Origin of the sequence: Luteibacter sp. OK325, from assembly GCF_003050935.1 — a bacterium.
Classification (GTDB): Bacteria; Pseudomonadota; Gammaproteobacteria; order Xanthomonadales; family Rhodanobacteraceae; genus Luteibacter.
On sequence record NZ_QAOX01000002.1, the window covers coordinates 1 to 21,432 of the forward strand.

Annotated in this window: 19 protein-coding genes; 12 read left to right on the forward strand and 7 right to left on the reverse strand. The window is 64.3% G+C overall.

The genetic code is table 11. From position 1 onward, the window contains the following. Positions 1-109: 109 nt before the first annotated feature. On the reverse strand, positions 110-802 hold the full coding sequence (locus C8J98_RS04010) for a YdcF family protein (RefSeq protein WP_158272593.1): 693 nt from the start codon (positions 800-802) through the stop codon (positions 110-112). A 171-nt stretch (positions 803-973) separates the two neighbouring features. Here C8J98_RS04010 and C8J98_RS04015 point away from each other — a divergent pair, with 171 nt between their 5' ends. From C8J98_RS04015 to C8J98_RS04065, 11 genes are all read left to right on the forward strand, one after another. Continuing rightward, complete coding sequence (locus tag C8J98_RS04015) at positions 974-1,597, forward strand: XrtA/PEP-CTERM system exopolysaccharide export protein (RefSeq protein ID WP_107911191.1); 624 nt, start codon at positions 974-976, stop codon at positions 1,595-1,597. 12 nt (positions 1,598-1,609) lie between these two features. Then, the gene (locus C8J98_RS04020) at positions 1,610-3,142 is read left to right on the forward strand and encodes an XrtA system polysaccharide chain length determinant (RefSeq protein ID WP_107911193.1); all 1,533 of its coding nucleotides are present in this window, start codon (positions 1,610-1,612) and stop codon (positions 3,140-3,142) included. Positions 3,143-3,144: 2 nt separating this feature from the next. Further along, positions 3,145-3,903 (forward strand): polysaccharide biosynthesis protein, encoded by a 759-nt coding sequence (locus C8J98_RS04025; RefSeq protein ID WP_233260107.1) that lies wholly within the window; start codon positions 3,145-3,147, stop codon positions 3,901-3,903. Positions 3,904-3,966: 63 nt separating this feature from the next. Beyond that, entirely contained in the window at positions 3,967-5,331 is a 1,365-nt protein-coding gene (locus C8J98_RS04030; protein ID WP_107911195.1) for an outer membrane beta-barrel protein, read from the forward strand. A gap of 2 nt (positions 5,332-5,333) precedes the next feature. Continuing rightward, the gene (locus C8J98_RS04035) at positions 5,334-6,110 is read left to right on the forward strand and encodes an alpha/beta fold hydrolase (RefSeq protein ID WP_158272594.1); all 777 of its coding nucleotides are present in this window, start codon (positions 5,334-5,336) and stop codon (positions 6,108-6,110) included. After that, positions 6,110-6,946, forward strand: a complete 837-nt coding sequence (locus C8J98_RS04040; RefSeq protein WP_107911199.1) for an alpha/beta hydrolase — start codon at positions 6,110-6,112, stop codon at positions 6,944-6,946. Before C8J98_RS04035 ends, C8J98_RS04040 begins: the two co-directional genes overlap by 1 nt. Beyond that, positions 6,943-7,947, forward strand: coding sequence for a UDP-glucose 4-epimerase GalE (galE, locus tag C8J98_RS04045; protein WP_107911200.1), 1,005 nt, complete (start codon positions 6,943-6,945; stop codon positions 7,945-7,947). The genes C8J98_RS04040 and galE overlap by 4 nt, the downstream gene beginning before the upstream one ends. Further along, a complete protein-coding gene (locus C8J98_RS04050) occupies positions 7,944-9,656 on the forward strand; it encodes a hypothetical protein (protein WP_107911202.1) in 1,713 nt (570 codons plus the stop codon). The genes galE and C8J98_RS04050 overlap by 4 nt, the downstream gene beginning before the upstream one ends. After that, positions 9,653-11,200: an oligosaccharide flippase family protein gene (locus C8J98_RS04055; protein ID WP_107911204.1), complete on the forward strand. Its 1,548-nt coding sequence runs from the start codon at positions 9,653-9,655 to the stop codon at positions 11,198-11,200. The genes C8J98_RS04050 and C8J98_RS04055 overlap by 4 nt, the downstream gene beginning before the upstream one ends. After that, entirely contained in the window at positions 11,197-12,342 is a 1,146-nt protein-coding gene (locus C8J98_RS04060) for a GNAT family N-acetyltransferase (RefSeq protein ID WP_107911206.1), read from the forward strand. Before C8J98_RS04055 ends, C8J98_RS04060 begins: the two co-directional genes overlap by 4 nt. 37 nt (positions 12,343-12,379) lie before the next feature. Then, positions 12,380-13,246, forward strand: coding sequence for a TIGR04325 family methyltransferase (locus C8J98_RS04065; RefSeq protein ID WP_107911207.1), 867 nt, complete (start codon positions 12,380-12,382; stop codon positions 13,244-13,246). Here the strand turns inward: C8J98_RS04065 and C8J98_RS04070 are convergent. The 5 genes from C8J98_RS04070 to C8J98_RS04090 all read right to left on the reverse strand — a co-directional run bounded on the left by C8J98_RS04070 (position 13,223) and on the right by C8J98_RS04090 (position 19,688). After that, on the reverse strand, positions 13,223-13,687 hold the full coding sequence (locus tag C8J98_RS04070; RefSeq protein ID WP_107911209.1) for a DUF6328 family protein: 465 nt from the start codon (positions 13,685-13,687) through the stop codon (positions 13,223-13,225). The genes C8J98_RS04065 and C8J98_RS04070 overlap by 24 nt on opposite strands. Positions 13,688-13,716: 29 nt before the next feature. Continuing rightward, positions 13,717-16,851, reverse strand: coding sequence for a CusA/CzcA family heavy metal efflux RND transporter (locus tag C8J98_RS04075; RefSeq protein WP_107911211.1), 3,135 nt, complete (start codon positions 16,849-16,851; stop codon positions 13,717-13,719). After that, the gene (locus tag C8J98_RS04080; RefSeq protein ID WP_107911213.1) at positions 16,851-17,957 is read right to left on the reverse strand and encodes an efflux RND transporter periplasmic adaptor subunit; all 1,107 of its coding nucleotides are present in this window, start codon (positions 17,955-17,957) and stop codon (positions 16,851-16,853) included. The genes C8J98_RS04075 and C8J98_RS04080 overlap by 1 nt, the downstream gene beginning before the upstream one ends. Further along, entirely contained in the window at positions 17,954-19,228 is a 1,275-nt protein-coding gene (locus C8J98_RS04085; RefSeq protein WP_107911215.1) for a TolC family protein, read from the reverse strand. Before C8J98_RS04085 ends, C8J98_RS04080 begins: the two co-directional genes overlap by 4 nt. A gap of 73 nt (positions 19,229-19,301) precedes the next feature. Continuing rightward, positions 19,302-19,688 (reverse strand): hypothetical protein, encoded by a 387-nt coding sequence (locus tag C8J98_RS04090; protein WP_107911216.1) that lies wholly within the window; start codon positions 19,686-19,688, stop codon positions 19,302-19,304. Positions 19,689-19,821: 133 nt separating this feature from the next. On the opposite strand from C8J98_RS04090, the gene C8J98_RS04095 reads away from it, so the two are divergent. After that, positions 19,822-20,259 carry a hypothetical protein gene (locus C8J98_RS04095; RefSeq protein ID WP_107911218.1) on the forward strand — a complete coding sequence of 146 codons (438 nt, stop codon included), beginning with the start codon at positions 19,822-19,824 and terminating at the stop codon, positions 20,257-20,259. A 76-nt stretch (positions 20,260-20,335) separates the two neighbouring features. Here the strand turns inward: C8J98_RS04095 and C8J98_RS21905 are convergent, their stop codons facing one another. Next, on the reverse strand, positions 20,336-21,151 hold the full coding sequence (locus tag C8J98_RS21905; RefSeq protein WP_146171513.1) for a hypothetical protein: 816 nt from the start codon (positions 21,149-21,151) through the stop codon (positions 20,336-20,338). Positions 21,152-21,432 lie beyond the last annotated feature (281 nt).

Genomic DNA, 21,432 nt, shown 5'->3' on the forward strand with positions numbered 1-21,432 from the left:
TGGGCCTGCATCCGCAACGACGAGAGCTTCGATACCTCGAAGCTCTTTAGCCCCGAACATCTCAAGAACGCTTGACCGCCAAGAGAGCATCTACAAGGGGCAGTCTTGGTTACATCCAGCCGCGGCGGTGGTAGATCCACAGGGCCAGGTACTCGCGCAGACAGCGGGCGGTGAGGGTCAGGGCGTCGCGGCGGGGGAGCCACGCGGGTGCGTCGACCAGCCGCGCATGCCCGTCATCCGCGGGGACCGGCGTCACGACGATGCCTTCGTGCCGGAAGCATCCGGCTGCCCGGCGCATGTGGATGGCCGAGGTGACAAGCAGCACGTCGGACAGGCCGTCCGCCTTGAGGATGGCGGCCGAATTGCGCGCGTTTTCGTGCGTGTTCATGCTGCGGCTTTCCACACGCAGGTGGTCGTCGGGGACTCCCGACAGGACAAAGCCGCGCGCGAGGTCGTCGGCCTGGTCGCTACCGGACACCAGCAGCAGGGGAGCGAAGCCGTCACGCCATAAGGTCAGCCCGCGGCCGGCGCGTGTCGTCGTGCGCGACCAGTCGGACACCGGCAACTTGCCGCCACCCAACACGACGATCGCGTCGGCATGTGGGGTGGATAAGCCGGCGACGGTCGCCAGTCCGTTGCGCAGGCGCAGTGCCAGCGCGGGGGTCGAAGCGACCCAGATCCAGGCCAGGGCGAGCGCGGCCACGAGCACCGCCGTGCGAGGGCGCCGCCAGAGCACCAGTGCCGTCGAGAGCAGGGCCAGAAGCAGTCCCTGGACGGCGGGATGGGTCAGTCGTCCAACCATGTCCGCTGCTTCCGGCAAGCCGTCCTCCTCGTTTCGCTGGCGCTGAAGCATGGCGCACTTCGCAACTTTAGGCGCGTCGGTCAAATGGCATAGGCGGGCTGTTGGAATGGACGTGGACCCCTATCGACACGACGATACCGACCGAGCGAAGTCACAGGGGTAGGTGTCACCATGAAGCGTTGGAATCGCGTCGCCACACTGTTCGCCACCGTCTTGTTGACGGCATGCGCGACAGGCGGAATTACCTCGGCGCCACCGAAGATGGATGCCGCCAACCCGGCGGTCGAGTCGTATCTGATCGGTGTCGACGACCAGTTGCAGGTCACGGTCTGGCATAACCCGGACCTCAGTGTCAGCGTACCGGTAAGACCGGACGGCAAGGTCACCGTACCGCTGGTGGGCGATGTCGCCGCCGGTGGACGCACCACCGACCAGGTGGGTGCCGAGATCCAGCAGAAGCTGGCCCAGTACATACGCGATCCCCAGGTTGCCGTGATCCTCACGGCGCTACGCAGTCACGAGTACCTCTCGCGCGTCCGTGTCACCGGCGCCGTGCGCAGTCCCATTTCCATTCCTTACCGGCAGGGCATGACGGTGCTCGACGCCGTACTCGCCGCAGGCGGCACGACCGAATTCGCCGCGCCCGACCGCACCGAGCTCTATCGGCGCAGCGAGGGTGGCGCCACCCAGGCCTACGCCGTGCAACTGCAGAAAATCCTGCAGCAGGGCGACCTGAGCAACAACTACCCGGTACAGCCCGGCGATGTGATTACGGTGCCGCAGCGCTCTTTCTGACAGGGGTATGTGATGAGCGGGGAACTTGTTCCTTTCACGGGCTTCCTGCCCGCACTGATCGGTGAAGCGCGCAGGCGGCGCATCGCGATGGGGGTGATCTTCGCGGTGATCGCGCTGCTCGCCCTCGGTGTCGGCCTGGTGTGGCCGAAGAAGTACGAGGCGTCGACCACGATCCTCGCCGAGGAAAGCAGCATCATCACGCCGCTGATGGAAGGCGCGGCTTCGGCCACGGGCAACAAGAACCGTGCCGGGATTGCCCGCGACGTGATCTTCAGCCGTCGCGTGCTCGACGAGGTACTGCGCAGCGGTGGCTGGCTCGCCAACAGCCCGTCGGCGCTGGAACGCGACAAGATCATCGACGGCATCAAGGGCCGTACCAAGATCATCAACAATCGCGAAAATCTCATCACCATCACGTACTTCGACTCGGATCCGAAACGGGCCTTCGAAGTCACCCGTGCGTTCGGCCAGCTGTTCATCAGTGAGAGCCTGGCATCCAAGCAGCGCGAAAGCCGTGAAGCGTACGAGTTCATCAACAGCCAGGTCGAGGCCTATCGCGGCAAGCTGACCGATGCCGAAGGCAAGCTCAAGTCGTATCGCGACGCGAATGCCGATGCGCGCCCGGGCAACGACGTGGACACCAACTCGCGGATCAGCCAGTTGCGCACGCAGATCGAAAACAATCGCATGGACTACATGCAGAAGCAGTCGCAGGCCGCCTCGATCGCCTCGCAGATCAACGGCGAATCCGAGGTCAACGCGGTGCAGACGGTCGGCGGCATCTACACGACCCAGCTGGGCGACCTGCAGGGCCAGCTCGACAAGCTGTTGCTCAACTACACCGAGGATTATCCGGACGTGATCCGTCTGCGCCATCAGATCGAGGATGTACGCCGGCAGGCCCAGACCGCCGACGCGCAGCGCGCAGCGGGCGGTCCGATGCCGATCGATCATTCGACAACGATGAACCCGGTCTACCAGCAGATGCGCGTGCAGCTCTCCGCCGTGCGTGGCGACGCCGCCGCCAGTGCGGCCCGGGTCAGCGCGAGCGAAGGCATGCTGCAGTCCGAACTCGAGCGGAGCAAGCGCATCGCCAGTTCCGAGAACGTCATCGCCGAGCTCACCCGCGACTACAACGTGAACCGCGACGTTTACCAGGACCTCCTGAAACGCCGCGAGAACGCGCGCGTGTCGATGAACCTCGATGCCGAGCAGCGCGGCCTGACTTTCCTCGTGCAGAACCCGGCCGTGATGCCGCTGGTGCCCTCGGGCCTGCGTTTCATGCACTTCGGCCTGGCCGGTCTCGCGTTGTCCCTGGCAATTCCCTTCAGCCTCCTGTTCGCGGTGGCACGCTTCGATCCACGCGTTCGCTCCGTCGGCCAGCTGGAACGCGCCACGGGCTTCCCGGTGCTCGCTTCCATTCCGTTCTACCCCACGCCGCGTGACCGCCGGCGCGATCACCTGCACAACATGATGCTCGGCCTGATCGTCGCTGGCGTAGGCGCGGTGTATCTGCTGCTGTTCTGGATGAGGATGAAGGGTTGACCATGAGCAAACTGGCCGCGGATAACATTGATTTCGACGACGCCCATCACGGCGACAGCCACGCGACGCCGAGCCACTCGATCGCGCGGATGCGCGAAGAAGCCGGCGCGCTGGCGCCCATCGATTGCGAGCGCAAGCGCCTTATCCATCGCGAAGAGTCGGTGCGCCAGCAATCGGACGCTTTTCGCGGCATCCGGACGCGGCTGCTCGAGATGGCCGGCGAAAGCAATTTCATCACCCTGGTCGTGGCCGTCAGCCCACGTTCGGGCGGCAGCTTCGTTACCCGCAACCTGGCGGCGGCCTTCGCCTTCGACGAGGCCAAGACCAGCCTGCTGGTCGACTGCAACCTGCGCTACCCGAACCAGCACAAAGCGCTCGGCATCGAACCGCAGACCGGCGGCCTGATCGATTTCCTCGAACATCCCTCGCGCGGTATCGCCTCGATCATGTACCACACGGGGGTGCCGCGCCTGCGCCTCATCCCGGCGGGCAAGTCGCGCGAAAACAGCGGCGAATACTTCTCCTCGTTTCGCATGCGCGCGGTGCTCGACTCGCTGCGCTGCCGCTATCCGGATCGCTATCTCTTTCTCGACGGACCGCCGGTAAAGGGCTCGCCGGACGCGCGCATCCTCGCGGACCTGGCCGACTTCGTCGTCATCGTGGCCGGCTACGGGCGTGACACGCCGGCGTCGATCAACCAGGCCGTCGCCAATTTCGATCCCGCCAAGCTCGCGGGCGTGGTTTTCAATCAGTCGCCGTAAGGACGACTCCCGCGTGGAACAACCGGCAGGCGTTCCGCGCATACAGGGGTTTAGGGAGGGAACATGCCGGCATCGACAAGGCTCGCCCGTGCCATCGTGATCGGGCTCGCGTCGGCACCCACCATGGCGTTTGCGGGTACCTTCGACTACACGCTTTATGCAGGGCTCGAACACAGCAACAACATCGCGTTGTCGTCCGACCAGCCGATCAGCGAGAACATCTTTACGCCCGGCGCCACCTTCCAGTTCACCCAGCTCGGTTCCACCTTTCAGGCCAATGTCGCCGGCACCTTCGAATACCGCAGGTACCTGGAAAACCATTTCGACCCGCAGACGCAGACCCAGCTTGCCGCACAGGCCAACTGGACCGCGATACCGGAGCGCCTGGATTTTTCCCTGGAAGACTATGCCGGTGTGCAGCCGGTCGACCAGCTCTCGGCCGATTCGCCTGACAACCAGCAGCAGACCAATGTGATCGTGGTCGGGCCGACGTTGCGCATGCGTTTCGGCGATGCGGCGCGCGGTCAGGTCGAGCTGCGCTACATCGACAGCTACGCGTCCAAGGTCGACGAGTTCGACTCGTCCCGCGGCCTTGCCGCGTTCCGTGTGTTCCGTGATCTCAACCCCACCGATACACTTTCGGGCAACGTCGAGTTCCAGCGGGTCAATTTCGACAAGCAGCCGTCGAGTGCGAACTACGACCGCAAGGAAGCGTACCTGCGCTACACGAGCAACCTGGCGCATTTCGACGCGGACATCCTGCTCGGTGGCACGCGGCTCAATTTCGACGAAGGCCGCAATGCGACCTCGCCGCTGGCGCGTATCCAGATCGGGTGGCAGCCGACGACGCAGAACTCGCTGAGCGTTGCCGGCACGTACCAGTACGCGGATGCGGCGCAGGACATCATCACCACGCCGGGACTGCTCGCGGCGAACGGCGCCACTGCCGACCGCGCCGAAGCGCTCGATCCCTTCGCCAATACGGGCGGCCTCGGTCGCGGTACCTCGACCGGCATCGGTGTCGGCAGCGCCGTGATCGGATCGGATGTCTACAAGGAAAAGCGCTTCGAAGCCAGTTGGGTGTGGCAACAGCCACGCCTGAGCGTCACGGTGTCACCGTCGTACAGCCAGCTTCGCTACCTCACCGACGACACGTTCGACCAGACCGCCAAGGGCGTGAGCGCCGGGGTGGGTTACCGCCTCAAGCCTACGCTGACGTTAACCGGCTTTGGTACCTACGAGCGCACCAAGTACGACTCCTTCGACCGCAAGGACAGCACCGTACGGCTGGGCCTCGACCTGGGCCAGCAGTGGAACCGCCACTGGAGCTGGCACGCCTCGGTGGCGCGCGAGCGCCGGACCAGCGACGCGGTCGGCCAGAGCTACCGCGAAACCGAGTTTTTCGTCGGCGTGGTCTACCGGAGATGACGATGCGCCTGGATGCTGAAATGCCGTTCTTCTTTGGCCCCGATGCCGGCTTGTTTGGCATGTATCACGCGCCATCCGTGCCGGCGCGCCGCGCCATGCTGATGTGCCCTCCCCTCGGACAGGACCTCATCCGCTGCCATCGGGTCTACCGCCAGCTGGCGCAATCGCTGGCCGAAGAAGGTATGGCCGTCCTGCGCTTCGATTACTACGGTACGGGCGATTCCGCAGGCGACAGCGCGGAAGTGGACTGGGACCGCTGCGTGAGCGATGCCGTCACGGCGGCAACCGAACTTCGCCAGCGTGCGGGTATCGATCGGGTCATCGCCTTTGGCGCACGGCTGGGCGGCAGTGTCGCGTTGACCGCCGCGGAGCGTGCACGCTTCATGGAAGTGATTGCCTGGGACCCGGTACTCGAGGGCGACCGCTACGTGGCCGGACTCGATGCCATGCAGGCAGCGCTGCGCGAGGACGCCGGCCGGTTCAACCGGCCACGCAGCCACAGCGACGTGGCCGACCAGTGGCTGGGCTTCGATATCGGCCAGAACCTGCGTCACCAGCTTTCCGCCTTGCTCGTCGCACCGGCCAACGTGCCGACGCTGGTGCTCGACTCCATGCCGGCATCGCCCACCGCTCGCTGGGAGCGGATCGTTTCGCATCGCGGCAAGGTGGCCGCGATCACGCCACCGACCCCGTGGGACGACCTCGAGCGGCTGGAGACGGCGATCCTCTCGCACCCGCTCATCCAGGCGGTGGCGGGTCGTTTGAAGGAGGTCGCGTAATGCGCGAGGAAGCTCATCGCTTCGGCCGGGCCCGGCATCTGGTCGGCATCAGCGGCCTGCCCGAAGGCCCGCGAGGTGAAACCGGGGTCATCGTGCTCAATGCCGGTCTCGTTCACCGAATCGGGCCGTTTCGTCTGCACGTGGAGCTGACCCGTCAGCTCAATGCCGCAGGTTACCCGACCCTGCGTTTCGATCTGTCGACCGTGGGTGACAGCGCCGCGAGCGGTGGCCAGCAGACGCGCGCACAGCAGGTCTGTGCCGATCTCGACGACGCCATGAAATTGCTCGGCGAACGCGCCGGCTGCGAGCGCTTCGTGCTTTTTGGCCTGTGCTCCGGTGCGCAGAACGCGCATGTGGTTGCGGCGACCGATCCACGCGTCTCCGGCGCCATCTTCCTCGACGGCTACGCGTTCCGCACCCTCGGCTACAAGCTTCGATACTACCTGCCACGACTGGCCGATCCCGCTCGCTGGGCACGTCGCCTGATGCGTCGCGCGGGTGGTGCACCGGCCACGCCCAAGACGACACCCCAGCCGGTCTTCGCCGTGGCGCCGGCACCGCGCGAGGAGGTCATCGCCGACTTCACCGGCATGGTCGGGCGTGGCATGAAACTGTACCTGGTCTATTCCGGGGGGATCAGCAATTACTTCAACCACGCGCGACAGTTTCGCGAGTGCTTCGGCAAGGTGATGAGCCACCCCGCCGTCACCACGCGTTACGCCGCCGAGACTGACCACACGTACATCCTCACCGGCGACCGTGCCCGACTGCTTGATGGCGTCGGTGGCTGGCTCTCGCGCAACTTCCCGCCGGCAAGCGCCGGGAGGCACCCATGAATACCGTCCTGGTCACCGGCGGCGCCGGTTATATCGGCAGCCACACGGTGCAGCAACTGATCGCACGCGGCGATCGCGTGGTGGTGATCGACAACCTCTCGACCGGTTTTCGCGAAGCCGTGGGTGGCGCGGCCTTCGTCGAAGGTAATGTCGGCGACTGTGAACTCGTGTCCAGGACCCTGGAGACGTACCAGGTGGACGCCGTACTGCATTTCGCCGCCCATACGGTGGTTCCGGAATCGATGAGCGATCCGCTCAAGTACTACGGCAACAACACCTGCAACACGCGCAACCTGCTTGCCTGCTGCGCGCAAGCGGGCGTGGACAAGTTCATCTTCTCCTCCACGGCGGCCGTCTACGGTACGACCGACGACGGCGTAGCCGACGAGAACACCCAGACACGCCCGATCAATCCGTATGGCACGTCCAAGCTCATGTCCGAGACGATGTTGCGCGACTGGTCGGCAACCGGTGCGGTGCGCCATGTCATCCTGCGTTACTTCAACGTGGCCGGTTGCGATCCGCTCGGCCGCATCGGACATTCGACGCCCGAGGCCACGCTGCTGATCAAGGTGGCTTGCGAGCACGCGGTCGGCAAGCGCCGCAGCGTGTCGATTTATGGCACGGATTACGACACGCCCGACGGCACCGGCGTGCGTGACTATATCCACGTCGAAGACCTTGCCGCTGCGCACTTGCGGGCGCTGGATCACCTGCGCGAGGGCGGTGCGTCGTTGACGCTCAACTGCGGCTACGGTCACGGCTACAGCGTGCGCGAAGTCGTCGACGCCGTCGCGCGCGTCGGTGGCCATGCCCTCAACGTGATCGAGCTGCCACGCCGGCCCGGCGATATTCCCAAGCTCATCGCCTGCAGCGACCGGCTGCGGCAGGAACTGGGCTGGACGCCCCGTTACGACGATCTCGACTTCATCGTGCGCACCGCGCTGACCTGGGAGTACCACCTGGCCGGCGCGAACCTGCCCACCGCGTCGGTGGCATGAGCGTCCGTTCGCACGTGTCTCTTCGTCAACGCAGGCGTGCCCTGCGTAAAGACGATGCCGCGCCTGTCGCCACCCCTGCCTTTCTGCGTCACGTCCTCTTCGTGATCGGCTGCGTGCTCGCCCTGGCCGCTTCGCTGGCCTCGGAGAAAGCGCGCTCCGCCGAACCTGGCGTCGTCGCCGCGCAGCGTATCGATGTTCGCCGTGTCGCGGGGCACGGCGACAACCTGCCGTTGTCGGTCGGCATTCCTTTGCCTCCGGGCGTCCTTAGCGATACCGAACACCTTCGCATTCTCGACGCACACGGCAAGGAAGTGCCTGCGGCAGTGACGCGCATGCTGACCTGGCATTACCGTGATGGCAGCCTACGCGCCGTGCGTGCCGAGTTCATGGCGGCGCAGGGGACGTATTACTTCGCGCTGGGCCAGCCCCGCACGACGGATCTGCCGGCCTGGCCGTATACACGCGGTCTGGTCAAGGACCGTCCCGCGGCGTTGGGCACATTGACCCCGGAGTGGCTGACCGCGTCGCTGATCGCCGGGCCGCAGTCCGTCGCCACGCGCGACGAGCCCTATGCCCGCTATGTCGATGCCCAGTTCAAGTGGGCGGCGGCGTTGCCGGCGAAGGACACGACCGCCTGGTTGTTCGACCGGCCGTCCACCCTGTTCAAGGCTTATATACGCACCGGCCGCGCCGATTACCTGGAGGCGGCCGAAGAGAGCTACCGCTGGTACATGGCGGGGATCAAGCGCGACGGTCCCGCCGTGAGCCCGGCGTGCGGCGGTGGCTGGATGCCGGATGACAAGCCATGCGACGTCAAGTACGTCTACATCGAACCGATCCTGCTCGCCGTGGCCCTGACCGGCGACGACTCCATGCACGATTCCGCCACGGTGGCGAAGATGGCCGACCTGTGGAACAGCGGCGGCTGGAACGGGCCGCCCGGACCGTACAAGCATCCGGATGACTATTTCACCGAACGCCTTTCCGGACTCGGGTTGATCGAGACGGTGGCAGCGTTCGAGCTCACCGGCGATGCTCGCTACCGCGAACGGATTGCCGCACGTGTCGGCTGGCTCAGCGACCAGCAGCACGCCAATCCCGATGGCCTGGGCGACGACGGCTCCTGGCGCAATAGCTGGAACGTCCACGAGAACGACCCGGGCGGCGACAACGACGTGCGCGGCGCCTCGCCTTGGATGAGCGAGAACATCGTCGATGGCCTGTGGCACGCGTGGCTGGTGACTGGTGATGCCCGTATCCCGCCGATGATCACGGCGTTCGGCGCTTACCTGGAGCGCTACGGCTGGATCGATCCCTCGTTGCTGGTGCACCCCCACGACTGGCGCAACGAATGCTCCGGTTCGGGCGGCCAGATTGCCTGGTACTGGTCTTCGTCGCGCGCAAAGACCGACGCCCTGATGAAGATCCAGGAGTCGGAAGGCTGGTACAGCGACGGTCATACCGTCGAGCTGGGGCTGCCGGTGGCTGCTGCCTATTACTTCGAGAAGGATCCGGTGAAGTCTGCGGCGTTGAAGAAACGCTTCGCGGCGCTGTCGTCGTCCTATAGCGAGTCCTGCGCGTCCATCTCCGATACGTTGCGCCGATTCAACTGGAACAATCGTGGCGCTGGCGTCGCGCAGTGGATGATCAAGCAGCCGGCGGGCTCCGGTCTCACCCATCCGTCGAACCTTCTCGGTAGCGCGCCATGAACCGTCGCGTCGCCGTCCTGCGCAGTATCGGTATCGTCACGGTGTCGACGTATATCGAGTACGCGCTCGGGCTGCTGATGAGTGTGTGGATTGCTCGTTCTCTGGGTCCGGCCGACTTTGGCCGTTATGCCTTCACGGTCTGGTTGTGCGGCTGGCTGATTGTCTGCTCGAATCACGCACTCACCACCTCGTCGACGAAGTTCATCGCCGAGGCCGACGGCATGGGCGATCCCGGACTCGCCTCCAGTCTCGCCGCGCGCTTTTCGCGCATCCAGACCTTCAGCTCGCTGGTCGTTATCGGTCTGTTCGCTTTGATCGCCGCCCTGACCAGTCCGGCCGAGTGGGGCACGTCCCTGCTGCCGATCATGGTCCTGGTCGTCATTGCCGTGGTTGCCAAATCGAACTACGCGGTGCTCGTGGCCATCGGCAAGGGCCAGGAGCGCTTCGAACCCGAGGCTATTGCCACGGTGGTCGGCGGCATCGTCGGCATGCTCTTCGTCCTCGGCGCCATGGTGATGCACGCCGACCTCATTACCTTCGTCGCGTTGTTCGCCGTCGCCTGCCTGCTGCTGAACCTCCTGAATCGTCTGTGCTATCGGCATTACTGCCGGTCGTTCGCCCCCGGGCCGATCCCACCGGCGACGAATGCACGGGTGAACCGGCACCTCAAGCTGACCGCGGTACTCGTGCTGATGGGTTCGTTCCGCGTGGGCACCATCGAGGTCTTCCTGCTCAATACGTTCTCGGGATCGGTGGCCGTGGGCTATTTCGCGATCGCCGGTACGTTGACGCGCGGTGCCGTCCAGTTGTTCTCGGTCGGCCTTACGTCGACCCTGTTGCCCTACATGGCGAAGACCTTCGGTGAGAGTGGGACGGCGCGCGCCGCGCGTTTTCTCTCCGAAGCCACGCGCTTCTATTGGGCGGTGGGTATCGCCATCGCGGGCCTCGGCCTGGTGACGACGCCGGAGATCGTCAGGCTGATGTATGGCAACCGCTATGTCGATGCGATCCCGGCCATCGAGGCCACCCTCGTACTGGGCGGGCTGTTGCTTATCGGCAACGGCATCGCAGCCTTCCAGACGGTCGTCGATCGTCAGGACGACCGTATCCGCATCGCCACGGTCGCCGTCGTCGCGAACGCTGTTTTCGGCATCGCGCTGATCCCGACGTTCGGCCTTGCCGGCGCGGTGATCACGTACGCAGCCACGCGCATCGTCGAGATGGCGCTGGCCATTCATTACCTGCGCAAGGCCACCAGCGGCGCGCTGCCGGTCGCGGCGATGTCCCGGCTGTTCATGGTCGGCCTCGTGGCGACCGCCGCGGCGTGGGGGGTCACGGTCGCCACGCCGTCCCGCCTGGGTTTCCTGGTGGGGGCCGCGGTGTTCATGGCTGTGTATGCGCCGCTAAGCGTCGTCGTCCGTTACTGGACCAACGACGACCTGCTGCTGATGGCCGGCATCAGTCGTCGCCTTGGGCCTCCCGGTCGTGTGTTCCTGCGCGCCCTCAACTTCGTCCAGCCGTCCGCGGCGAAGGCCAGCCCATGACTTACCTGAGCACCATCCTGCGTACCGTCGACGAAGTGCGCGCCATGAGCGAAGAGCTCGCCGCTGTCGCGGAGCTATCCGGGGCGGCAAGCGGCATCGTGCAGCATCCGGACTGGATCGCCTTCGAAGTGGAGAGCCGGCACGACGGCACCGTGCCGCATGTGATCGTGGTACGCGACAGTACCGGGCAGGTGGTCGGCTACGCGCCCTTGCTGGCGATCGTGCATACCGCGCGGCTCGATGTCGCCGGCCGTCGCGTTCGTCTGTATCGCGGCGCGGCCCTGCGGCTGCTCGGTGCGGGCATCGTGGCCGATGAAGCCAACCGCGATATCGTCGGCCTGGTGGTGGCTCGCCAGCTGATGGGTGACGACGACGTACGTGTCGTGCGCATCCAGGAGGCCGATCTGCCCAATCGCTTCGCCGAGGCGCTTTCGCGCGGTGGCGGCTTTCGCACCGTGGCGGCGCATCTGCTCGACCAGGTGCAATGGTCGATCGACCCGCAGACCTCATCGGATGCGTGGCTGGCCGGCTTCGACAAGAAGAAGCGCGGCGACCTCACCCAGCGGGTGGGTCGCGCCTATCGCAAGCTGGGCGGCGATGCCGCCTTGCATACCTTCGACCGCGCCGAGGACATGCCGACGTATTGCCGGCTGATGAACGAACTCTACGCACGTACCTGGCATCACGCCGATCTGCCCACCGACTGGGAAGCGCCGGAGCGCGTCGCGCTGTTCACCCGGCTCGCCGCGGCAGGGCAGTTGATCGGGCACGTGGTGGTCAGGGAAGGCCGGCCGCTGGCTTATGTGCATGGTTACCTGCTCGGCGGCACCTACCTGGTCGATGACCTGGGTTACGACGAGGACGTCGCCAAAGTAGGTATCGGCTCCGTCGCGACGTTCGAGGCCATTCGTGCCCTTATCGATCGTTTTCCGGGAGTGAGGATCAGTTTCGGCTACGGCGACAACCAGTACAAACGCGTGCTCGCCAGCCGTAGCGAGGCGTGTGGCTCGCTCTACGTGGTCCGTGCGACGCGCGCGACCGCAGGATTTCACGCTTACGCGCCGGTTCGCTGGCTGTATCAGGGTCTGCATCGTGTTCGTAACGATATGATCCGCAGAAAATCCGTAGGTCGGACGACCTAACGCGCGAGGCGTATATTCGGCAAGAACAGCGGGGCGCATGCTGCAGCTGCCGAAGCTGCACGAGTTGCCCATGAACGCCCATGTCGACTCCACCCGTACGGAGGCGATGGCACGGCTGCCGTTGTTACGCCAGTTCCAGGAAGCACGTTATACGAGGCGATTTTTCGCCCATCATGCGCTCACGCATCACCTGTACCGGGGTGTTTTTCCGTCCTTCGACGAGGCACGGGCAAGTATTCCGCCGTCGAGCGTGAGTGGTTACGACAACACCGAATCCGCCGACCTGTACCGCGAGCGGACCCGCCGGGTCTTTATCAACGACTACCCGATGATCTACTGGCTGGGACGCTGGTTCGCCAACGGCGCGCACCGTGTCTTCGACATAGGTGGCCATATCGGTATCGCCTATTACGCGTATCAGAAGTACCTCGATTATCCTTCGCACCTGAGCTGGACGGTGATGGATGTGCCGGCCGTGAATGCGGCGGGCGCCCGCTGGGCGAGCCAGAATGATATGGCCAGGCAGCTTCATTTTGCCGATGACGTCAGTGCGGCAGCGGGATCCGACGTGCTGTTCGCTGCCGGTTCGCTGCAGTACCTGAGCTATTCGCTCGAGGACGCGTTGCGTGCGATGGCGATCAAGCCGAGGTTCCTGCTGCTCAACTCCGTACCCATCCACATGCGCGAGTCGTATTTCACGGTACAGAACATCGGGACCGCCTGCTGTCCGTACCGGATCACCGCCGAGAGAGAGTTCCTCGGCGGACTGGCGAAGCTGGGATACGAGATGCAGGACCGTTGGGAGAATCCGCAACGGTCCTGCATCATTCCGTTTCATCCCGAGCGCTCGCTCGATCGCTATTTCGGATTTGCGTTTCGGTTAAACATGCCCACGACTGCGTAACCACCAGGGCAGGACCCACCACATCAGCGCAATCAGTGCTCCCAGTGCCGCCGCCGCGATGTTGCCTACGGTGTCGCCCATCACGGCGGACAGCACCAGCTGAGTGACGAGCACCAGGGCGATGGCCAGGGTCACCGCACCGGCCAGCATCTGTCGTCCTGCGACCACTTTGAACCGCTCGCGGTCACGCAGCGGGCGGATCAGCCGATGCTGGATCGCCGGTCCGCTGAGCATCACCAGGCTGATCAGCGAAAAGATGAAGGTCGCGAGGAAGATGTGCTGCTCGGAACCGACAAGTCGTGAGAATCCAGGTGCAAACGGTACCGCGATAAGGAAGCCAGAGAGCAGCTGCGAGGCGGGTAAGAGAACACGCAGCTCGCCCAGCAAATCCGTGAGGTCGCCGTCACCGGTCGCCTCGTTATCATCGAACGCTGAAGACATGTGCGTGCTCCTGTCAGGGGAGGGAATAGTCAGCTGGCTGGCGTGATGTTGCCGTCCTTGGCCTCGCCCTTCCTCGCCCGGCGCTGCTCCATCCAGTCATACAGCACGGGCAGCAAGACGAGGGTAAGCAAGGTGGAGGTAATGAGCCCTCCCACCACCACCGTAGCCAACGGTCGCTGAGTCTCTGCCCCGACGCCGGATGAGAGCAGCATAGGCAACAGTCCCAGGATTGCCACGCTGGCGGTCATCAAGACGGGGCGCAGCCGTAGTGCCGTGCCCCGGACCACGGCGTCACGCGCGCTGAGCCCGGCCTTCTGCTGCTCGTTAAGGAAGCTCACCAGGACAATGCCGTTCAACATCGCCACACCGAACACCGCAATAAAGCCGATGGCAGATGGCACGGAGAGGTACTGCCCGGTGATGAACAGACCCACGATGCCGCCGATCACCGCGAAAGGCACATTGGCGAGGATCAGGAAGGCGTAACGCACCGAATTGAACGCGGTATAGAGCAGGACGAAGATGAAGAAGATCGTTGCCGGGACGATGATCGACAGCCGCTTCAACGCACGCTGCTGGTTTTCAAAGGCTCCGCCCCACTCGGTGTAATAGCCAGTCGGTAGTTTGACTGCCTGGGCCAGCTTCGCGTTCGCTTCCTGGACGAAGCCATCGATATCACGGCCGCGCACGTCCATCTGGATCACGGCGTACCGTTGCAGCTGTTCGCGGCGGATGAACGAGTACCCTTCCGCCGTGCTGACCTTCGCTACCTGTGATAGCTGGATCAACGCGCCGGAAGGCGTGCTTACCGGGAGCCGCTCGATCGCCGGCAATGAGGACTTGCTCGCTTCGTTCAAACGCACGGCGATGTCGAAGCGTTTGACGCCATCGAGCAGGGTACCCACGGGTTCGCCGCCGATGCCGTTACGCACGACGGTAAGGATGTCGTCAGCGTTGAGGCCGTAACGAGCCAGGGCATCGCGGTCGATCTCGATGCGAATCTGCGGCTTACCGATATTCGCTTCCAGGCCAAGGTCGGCCACGCCAGGCACGGTGGCGAGAGTGTTCTTGATCCTGGCGCTCAGCCGGTCCAGTTCGGCAAGGTCATTGCCGTAGAGCTTCAATGCAAGCGTCGCGCGCACGCCGGAGATGAGCTCCTCGATGCGCATCTGAATGGGTTGCGTATAGCTGACCACGGCGGTCGGAAGGAGCGCCGTGAGTTCGGTCTGCATCGCTTCCTCGATGCTTTCCAACGTCTCTCCGTCGCGCCACTGCTCCTTCGGCTTGAGCGGGGTGTAGACCTCCATGTAGTTCACGTCGGCCGTCTCGCCCTTCTCTGCGCGGCCAATCATGGACAAGGTCGTCTCGACTTCGGGGAACTTCGCCTTGATCCGTTGCGCGACCTGGTTCGAGATATCGATCGATTCCTCGAGCGAGGCGGATGGAATCGAGGTGATTCGCCACATGATCGCGCCTTCCCGAAGGTTGGGCATGAACTCCTTACCGAGAAAAGGGAAGAGCGCCAGACTCCCGACCAGCGCGGCCGTGGCCATGCCAAGCACCGCCTTGCGGTGGGCCAGTGACCAGTCAAGCACGCGGGCGTAGCCGCGTTTCAGAGTCGCGACCAACCGGGTGTCCTTCTCTGTTTTCGGCTTGAGCACGAGTGCCGCCAGCACGGGAATCAGGGTCAGGGCGAGAATCAACGAGCCGGCCATGGCGAAGGTGATATTGAGGGCCATCGGTTTGAACATCTTGCCTTCCAGTCCCTGCAGGCTGAACAGCGGCAGGAAGACGACGATGATGATGCCGATCGCGAAGGCGATGGGGCTTGCCACTTCGCGGGCCGCCTCGAGCACGGCCGCGGTCTTGTCGACGTGCCCGCCATGCGCCTTGCGCTCGGCCATGATGCGGAAGGCATTCTCGACCATCACCACCGAGCCATCGACCATCATGCCGATGCCGATCGCCAGGCCCGCCAGCGACATGAGGTTGGCTGAGAGCCCGGCCTTCTCCATGCCTATGAATGCGATCAGCATGGCCAGTGGCAAGGTCACCACGACGATCAGCGCACTGCGCAGTTCGCCCAGGAAAAGGAACAGAACGATGGCGACGAGGATCGAGCCCTCGATCAGCGCCCGCACCGCCGTACCGACCGCCGCATTGACCAGGTCGGTGCGCTCGTACACGGGTTTGATCGTGGTGCCGGGAGGCAGCGCCTGCCTGACCGTGTCGAGCTTCGCTTTCACGGCATCGACCACGCTCTTGGCATTCTCGCCGATGCGGGCTAACGCCTGGCCCATCACCACTTCCTTGCCATCGCGAGTGACCGCGCCGGTACGCGGCGCGCCGGCCTCGATAACGGTGGCGACATCGCGAACGTAGATCGGCGTGCCGTCTTCGCTCTTCAGGACGATGTTGCCGATATCGTTGGCGTTCTTGACCAGGCCCAGGCCACGAACCAGGTACTGCTCACGGCCTACGTCGATGAAGTTGCCGCCGACCTGGGCGTTATTTGCCTCCAGCGCCTGCATCACTTCCTTGAAGCCGAGGTGGTGTGCGATCAACCGCATCGGGTCGACCCGCACCTGGTACTGCTTCTCCTGACCACCCCAGGAGGTGACATCGTCCACGCCCGGTGCCGTGCGCAGGATCAGCCGCACCGTCCAGTCCTGCAGCGTACGCAGGTCCATGTCCGACGGGGCGTTCTTCAGCTTTTCATCGGCGCGCTCGACCGTGTACCAGAACACCTGGCCGAGACCCGAGGTATTGGGGCCCATTTCTGGTTTGCCGTAACCTGCTGGCAAGCGATCGCCGACCTGCTGCAGGCGCTCGTTCACCAGCTGACGCGCGAAGTAGATGTCCATGTCATCGGCGAAGTACACCGAGACGTAGGACAGGCCGAAAAGGCTGACCGAGCGGATCTCCTCGACCTTCGGCAACCCGGCAAGTGCCGACTCCACGGGATTGGTAAGCAACTGCTCGACATCCTCGGCGGCAAGGCCGGAGGCTTCGGTGTAAACGTTCACCTGCACCGGTGTTACGTCCGGGAAGGCGTCGATCGGCAAGGTGCGAACGGCCTGGAAACCCAGGAAGCCGACCACAGCGAAGACGATCAGCACCAGCACTTTGTATTTGAGGGAGAGTTCGACCAGACGCTCCAGCATCAGTCTTCTCCCAACTGCGAGCGCAGGATGCGAGCTTTCAAGGCGAACGCTCCCTTGCGCACGTACGGTGCACCCGCGGCGAGTCCCTGCTTGATCTCGGTCCAACCGTCGCGGGTGTCGCCGACCTCGACCGGAACCGGTTCAAACTGGCCGGGCCGGGTAGTTCGCACGAAGACCGTGGCCTGGTTCTGCAGGAGCACGATGGCCTCTGCGGGCACCGCCAGTTGCCGCGTAGCCGAGGTGATGGCGATATGGCTTTCCACAAGTTCGCCCGGGTGCAGCAAGTCTTTCTCATTGGCCACCTGGATGCGGACATCGACGGTGCGGGTTTTTTCATCGGTCTGGTGCGATCGCTGCACGACCTTGCCGGGCAACTCGGTGCCATGCGCGACGATGGTCACCGTATCGCCTTCCTTGACCTGTTCAGCGGCGGCAGGGGAAAGACGCGCCTCGACCCACACGGACGACTCGGTAACCAGGGTGAACAGAGGCCGCCCTGGTTCGATCCGTTCCCCGACCAGGAACGCATCGGTCGTCACGCGCCCGGCACGTGGAGCGAGCAGCTCGAAGCTACCGTCCGCTGCGGATGAGCCTCGCTTGATCAGACGGGTGATCTGCGCGTCGGACAAACCGTAGGCCCTGAGCTTCGCCTTGGCCTGATCGCGCTGCACCAGGGCTTCGTTATAGCGACGTGCCGACACCGCCTGCGCGCCGAGTGCAGCCACGCGCTGCCAATCCTGGCTGGCTACGATGAGCTGGCCTTGTGTCTCCGCCACCTCGACGCTGGAAAGCACGACGAGGGGTGAGCCAGCCGCGACGATGTCGCCCAGCCTGGCTTTGCGGGCGATGACCTGGGATGCGACCCGCGGTGAGACCAGCACCGTGTTGTACGCATCGACTTTGACCTCGCCGGGTGCCTTGATCTGGTCGGACACCGTACGGACGGCAAGGGTCTCGACCACGATGCCGGCCGTTCTGATCGCAGCGGCATCGAGCACGAGAGGATGGCTCGTGGCCTCTTCCGCGCCGACGGCGGGCGAGGGGCTACCCAGCAGCACGGCCAGTGACAGGGACAGGACGGTGGGATGGAGAAGGCGCGCGGTCATCGGGAAGTGTCCTTGGAGGGGCCATCGATCCATTCGGTCAGGCGACCGGAGGCGGCGAGGTAATCGAACCAGGCCTGCCAGGTCTGGCTTTCCAGCGCGCGGCTGGAGAGTGCTGAATCGAGGCTCTGTTTGAGTTGCACGAGGTAGTCCGAGGTGCCGATCTCGCTGGCTTGCCACAGCTTCTCGAGGGTCTGGACGCGTTCGTCGAAAGCGTTGGCGCGGCTTTGCCGGAATGACGCCGCCGCGCCGCGCAGGGCGGCATAGGTGGCCCGGGTCTGTTCGAGTGCGGCATCGGAACGCAAGGTGGTCGCCCGTCGTGAGGCGAATGCCGCGTCGGCATCGGCCTGGGCAGCGGCGATCTCGGCGCGACCGGTGTTCAGGATCGGAATCGGAATGGACACGCTGATGCCGACGACACGATCCGTGCGCGTGCCACTTCGCACGCGCCCGCCAGTCAGGCTCACCGTGGGATCGGGCCGCTGCGCACGCTGGGCGACCACGACGCCGGCCTCGGCGCGGTCCTGATTCGCCTGCGCCCGAATCAGATCCGGCCGGTCGGTCGCCGGCATGGGAGCGATCGCATCCGCCTCTGGAGGCAGGGCCGGGGGCAGTCCGGGCAAAGCCGCGTTGGTATCACTACCCACCGCGGCTAAGGCGGCCAGCGAGATAGCCTCCTGGCCAACCAGTGACGCCTGCTGGATCTGCGCCTCGCCCAGGGCCAGGCCGGCCAGGTCGCGTTCCGAGGTGCTGATGTCGCCTACTCTGAGGCGCTGGGCTGCCAGCTCGTCGAAACGCCCCATCAGGGCCAGGCGTCGACGACCCAGCTCGGTTTGTTCCCGCGCGAGAATCGCGCTCGCCCAGGCTTTCAGCCAATCCGCGGTGACATCGCGACGTGCGAGCGTGTAGGCCGCTTGGCTGGCCCGCACCTCTGCGTCGCTCTCGACAGTCCGGGCCCGACGCTTGCCGAACAGATCCAGCGCAAGGCTGGCACCGGCGGTGCGCCGATCGACATCCGCGTTCTCGCCCTCCACTTGCACCGAGGGGTTGTAGAGCGGTTGTGCGGCGGCGCGAGCGCGTGCCTGCGCGGCGCGCAGCTCGGCATCGGCTACCTGCACCTGCGGACTGTTGGCCCACAGGTCACGAAGCGCGGCTTGCAGCGCAGGAGGTGGGATCGGGGCCGGCGCTGACTCGTCCGGGTGCGGGGAAGCGGAAACGGTGGCGGCTAGGAACACGCACACGGCGCCCCAGGGCGCGGCACGTAACAAAAACATGGGGAAAGTCTCCTGAAAACCAGCAACGACCGACGCGCCCGGCATGCCGGGCGAGCGTCGGAGACGGAGGGTTTCAGGCGATAGGAGGCCGTAGCGGCGCGCGATTGAACAGCGGCATCGGTGCCGCCGGAAGGTGGCTCACGACAGTGGGCAAGCCGACGACAGCGATGAGAGCGGGCATGGTCGCGGGTAATGCTGTTGCGTGTGCGCAAGCGCAGTGGCAGCCGCCGGGCTCACCGAGCAGACAAGCATCGCCGTCGTCTACGGAAGAGGTCGATGCTTGCAACACGCTCACTATCTCGGCGTGATCGCCGGACGGCGCACTGGATGCCAGGCTGGGGCCGTCCATGACGCACACGGTTCCCGCTGCGATCTTGATCATCAGCGCCGCGATCAACAGCAGCCAGCCACCTTTGTGGCGGCGCAGGCGCTGAATCATCGTGGGAAGTGGGCGGGACATGGTGTGGATGCTAGGGGATGGCCTGCCTGTTAGACAATTCCATCGGAACAATCCGGCGTATTTTTCAGAATGATCCGATATCCGTCGCCGTGAGGGACCCCTAGTCTTCCGGCCCATGATCTGGAAGAAATCGATGATCGCGGCCGTCTCGGCTGCCATGGTGAGGCGCTACCCGGCGCCCTGGACCGCACTGACGTTCGCCGCGGTTCCCGTGCTTCTGCGTTGTGTGTCCTCGCACGTCGGCGGCGCGTTGTTGCTTTGCGTTGGGCACGATGGCTTTCGATCAACGTTGGTCGTCGGTGCAGCGGTCTTCGCATTGAGCTTCGTCGGATTCCTCAAGTACAGCTCGCGCGCCGAGTTGCTAGCGTATGCACTGTGGGTGGTGACGTTCCTTTCCGTTGCCGTCCTCGGAATCGTGATGTTCGAGGCCTTTGGCCCACCCGAGCAGTGGAGTGGCTCGCTGTCGCTGCCGGCGATGGTGGTAATGAGTTGCTGTGCCGGCGTCATTTCCGGTGCGGTCCTGAGATTCACGCTTTTCTGTAGGAGCCGCTTCAGCGGCGATGGGTGCTAGCGACAAGGTCAGGAAGCCGCCCGAGAACCGCCCGGAGGTAGTCGGGCGACTCCCCGAGAGCGTGACATTGTGGCGATCAGCGCCTCATCAGTTCAGTAAGATTATTAACGTGATGCTGGTTTGCGGTAAGAAAATTGTCGACAGACAGGATCCTGCCTTCCGGATTCAGGATGGAGATGTCAACTCCAGCGATCAGGTTGTCGAGGTCCGTAAGGTGTCCGTAAAAATGGGACTCCATTGCCGACAGCTCGTACTCCTTGATCGTGGCGTTGTCGGGACCGAAAAAGCGTGCTTTGAACGACGTTTCAAGGCCATTTGATGACCAGGCGGCGAACATCAGGTTAGAGCGGGGATGAAATGGTTTGAATGTAACGATGCCAGGCCCGTCGATCGCGACGTGGATGAGGCCACCAAGGTAGTCCTCGGGCGGCAGGTCGCCTTCATTGGTGAACCGATGCTTCCCAGGCGTATCCGTGCTGATCGTGAGCCACTTTCCCTCTTGTCCATCGACGGTGAGTGGTCCTGGTTTAAACGCATTGAAGGTCTCATTGATATCGTCCAATGAGACTTTCCAATCAGACGGAATTTTCATGGCATGCTCCTTATGCTTGGCTGGACGGCACGCTTTGGCGCGCCGGAGGCCGCCGTCAATGGGGCCTCTTTCGAGGATGCTTCGTTTCTCGCGTCTGTTCAATCCCGTCTGCGCTACCATCGTTGCGCGTATGCGGCAGTGACGTAGCAGGTGATTGACAGGCTTGGAATTGGCTGGTGCGAGAAGAGCATCGCCGATGAATCGGCTCCCACAGGTGGCGTGGCGATTGGGGCGGTCGTTGTTACGTTCACGCATTCTGTACGGACACGGTGAAAGATTCTCCGCCAGGAAGCGTTCCATGCAGCCTGACCCGGCTGCGGCGGTCACGGGGTGTGGCGATGAACGGGAAGGGAAGCAGGTTACTGCTCAGGATGGCGTGCGTTCTCCTGGCCGTCTGGTCGGCCACCAGCGTGGCGCATGACGCCCGGGACAAGATTTCCGGTTGCCTCAAGAAGGTCGACTGGGAAGCGACTGCGTTCGGTGCCCAGGACGACCCGGAAGAGATTTTTGTATCGGCGGAAGCGTTCGACCGGTTGGCCGGATGCGTCGCGCCGGCGGCGGCTTCATCCGGAGCATCGACG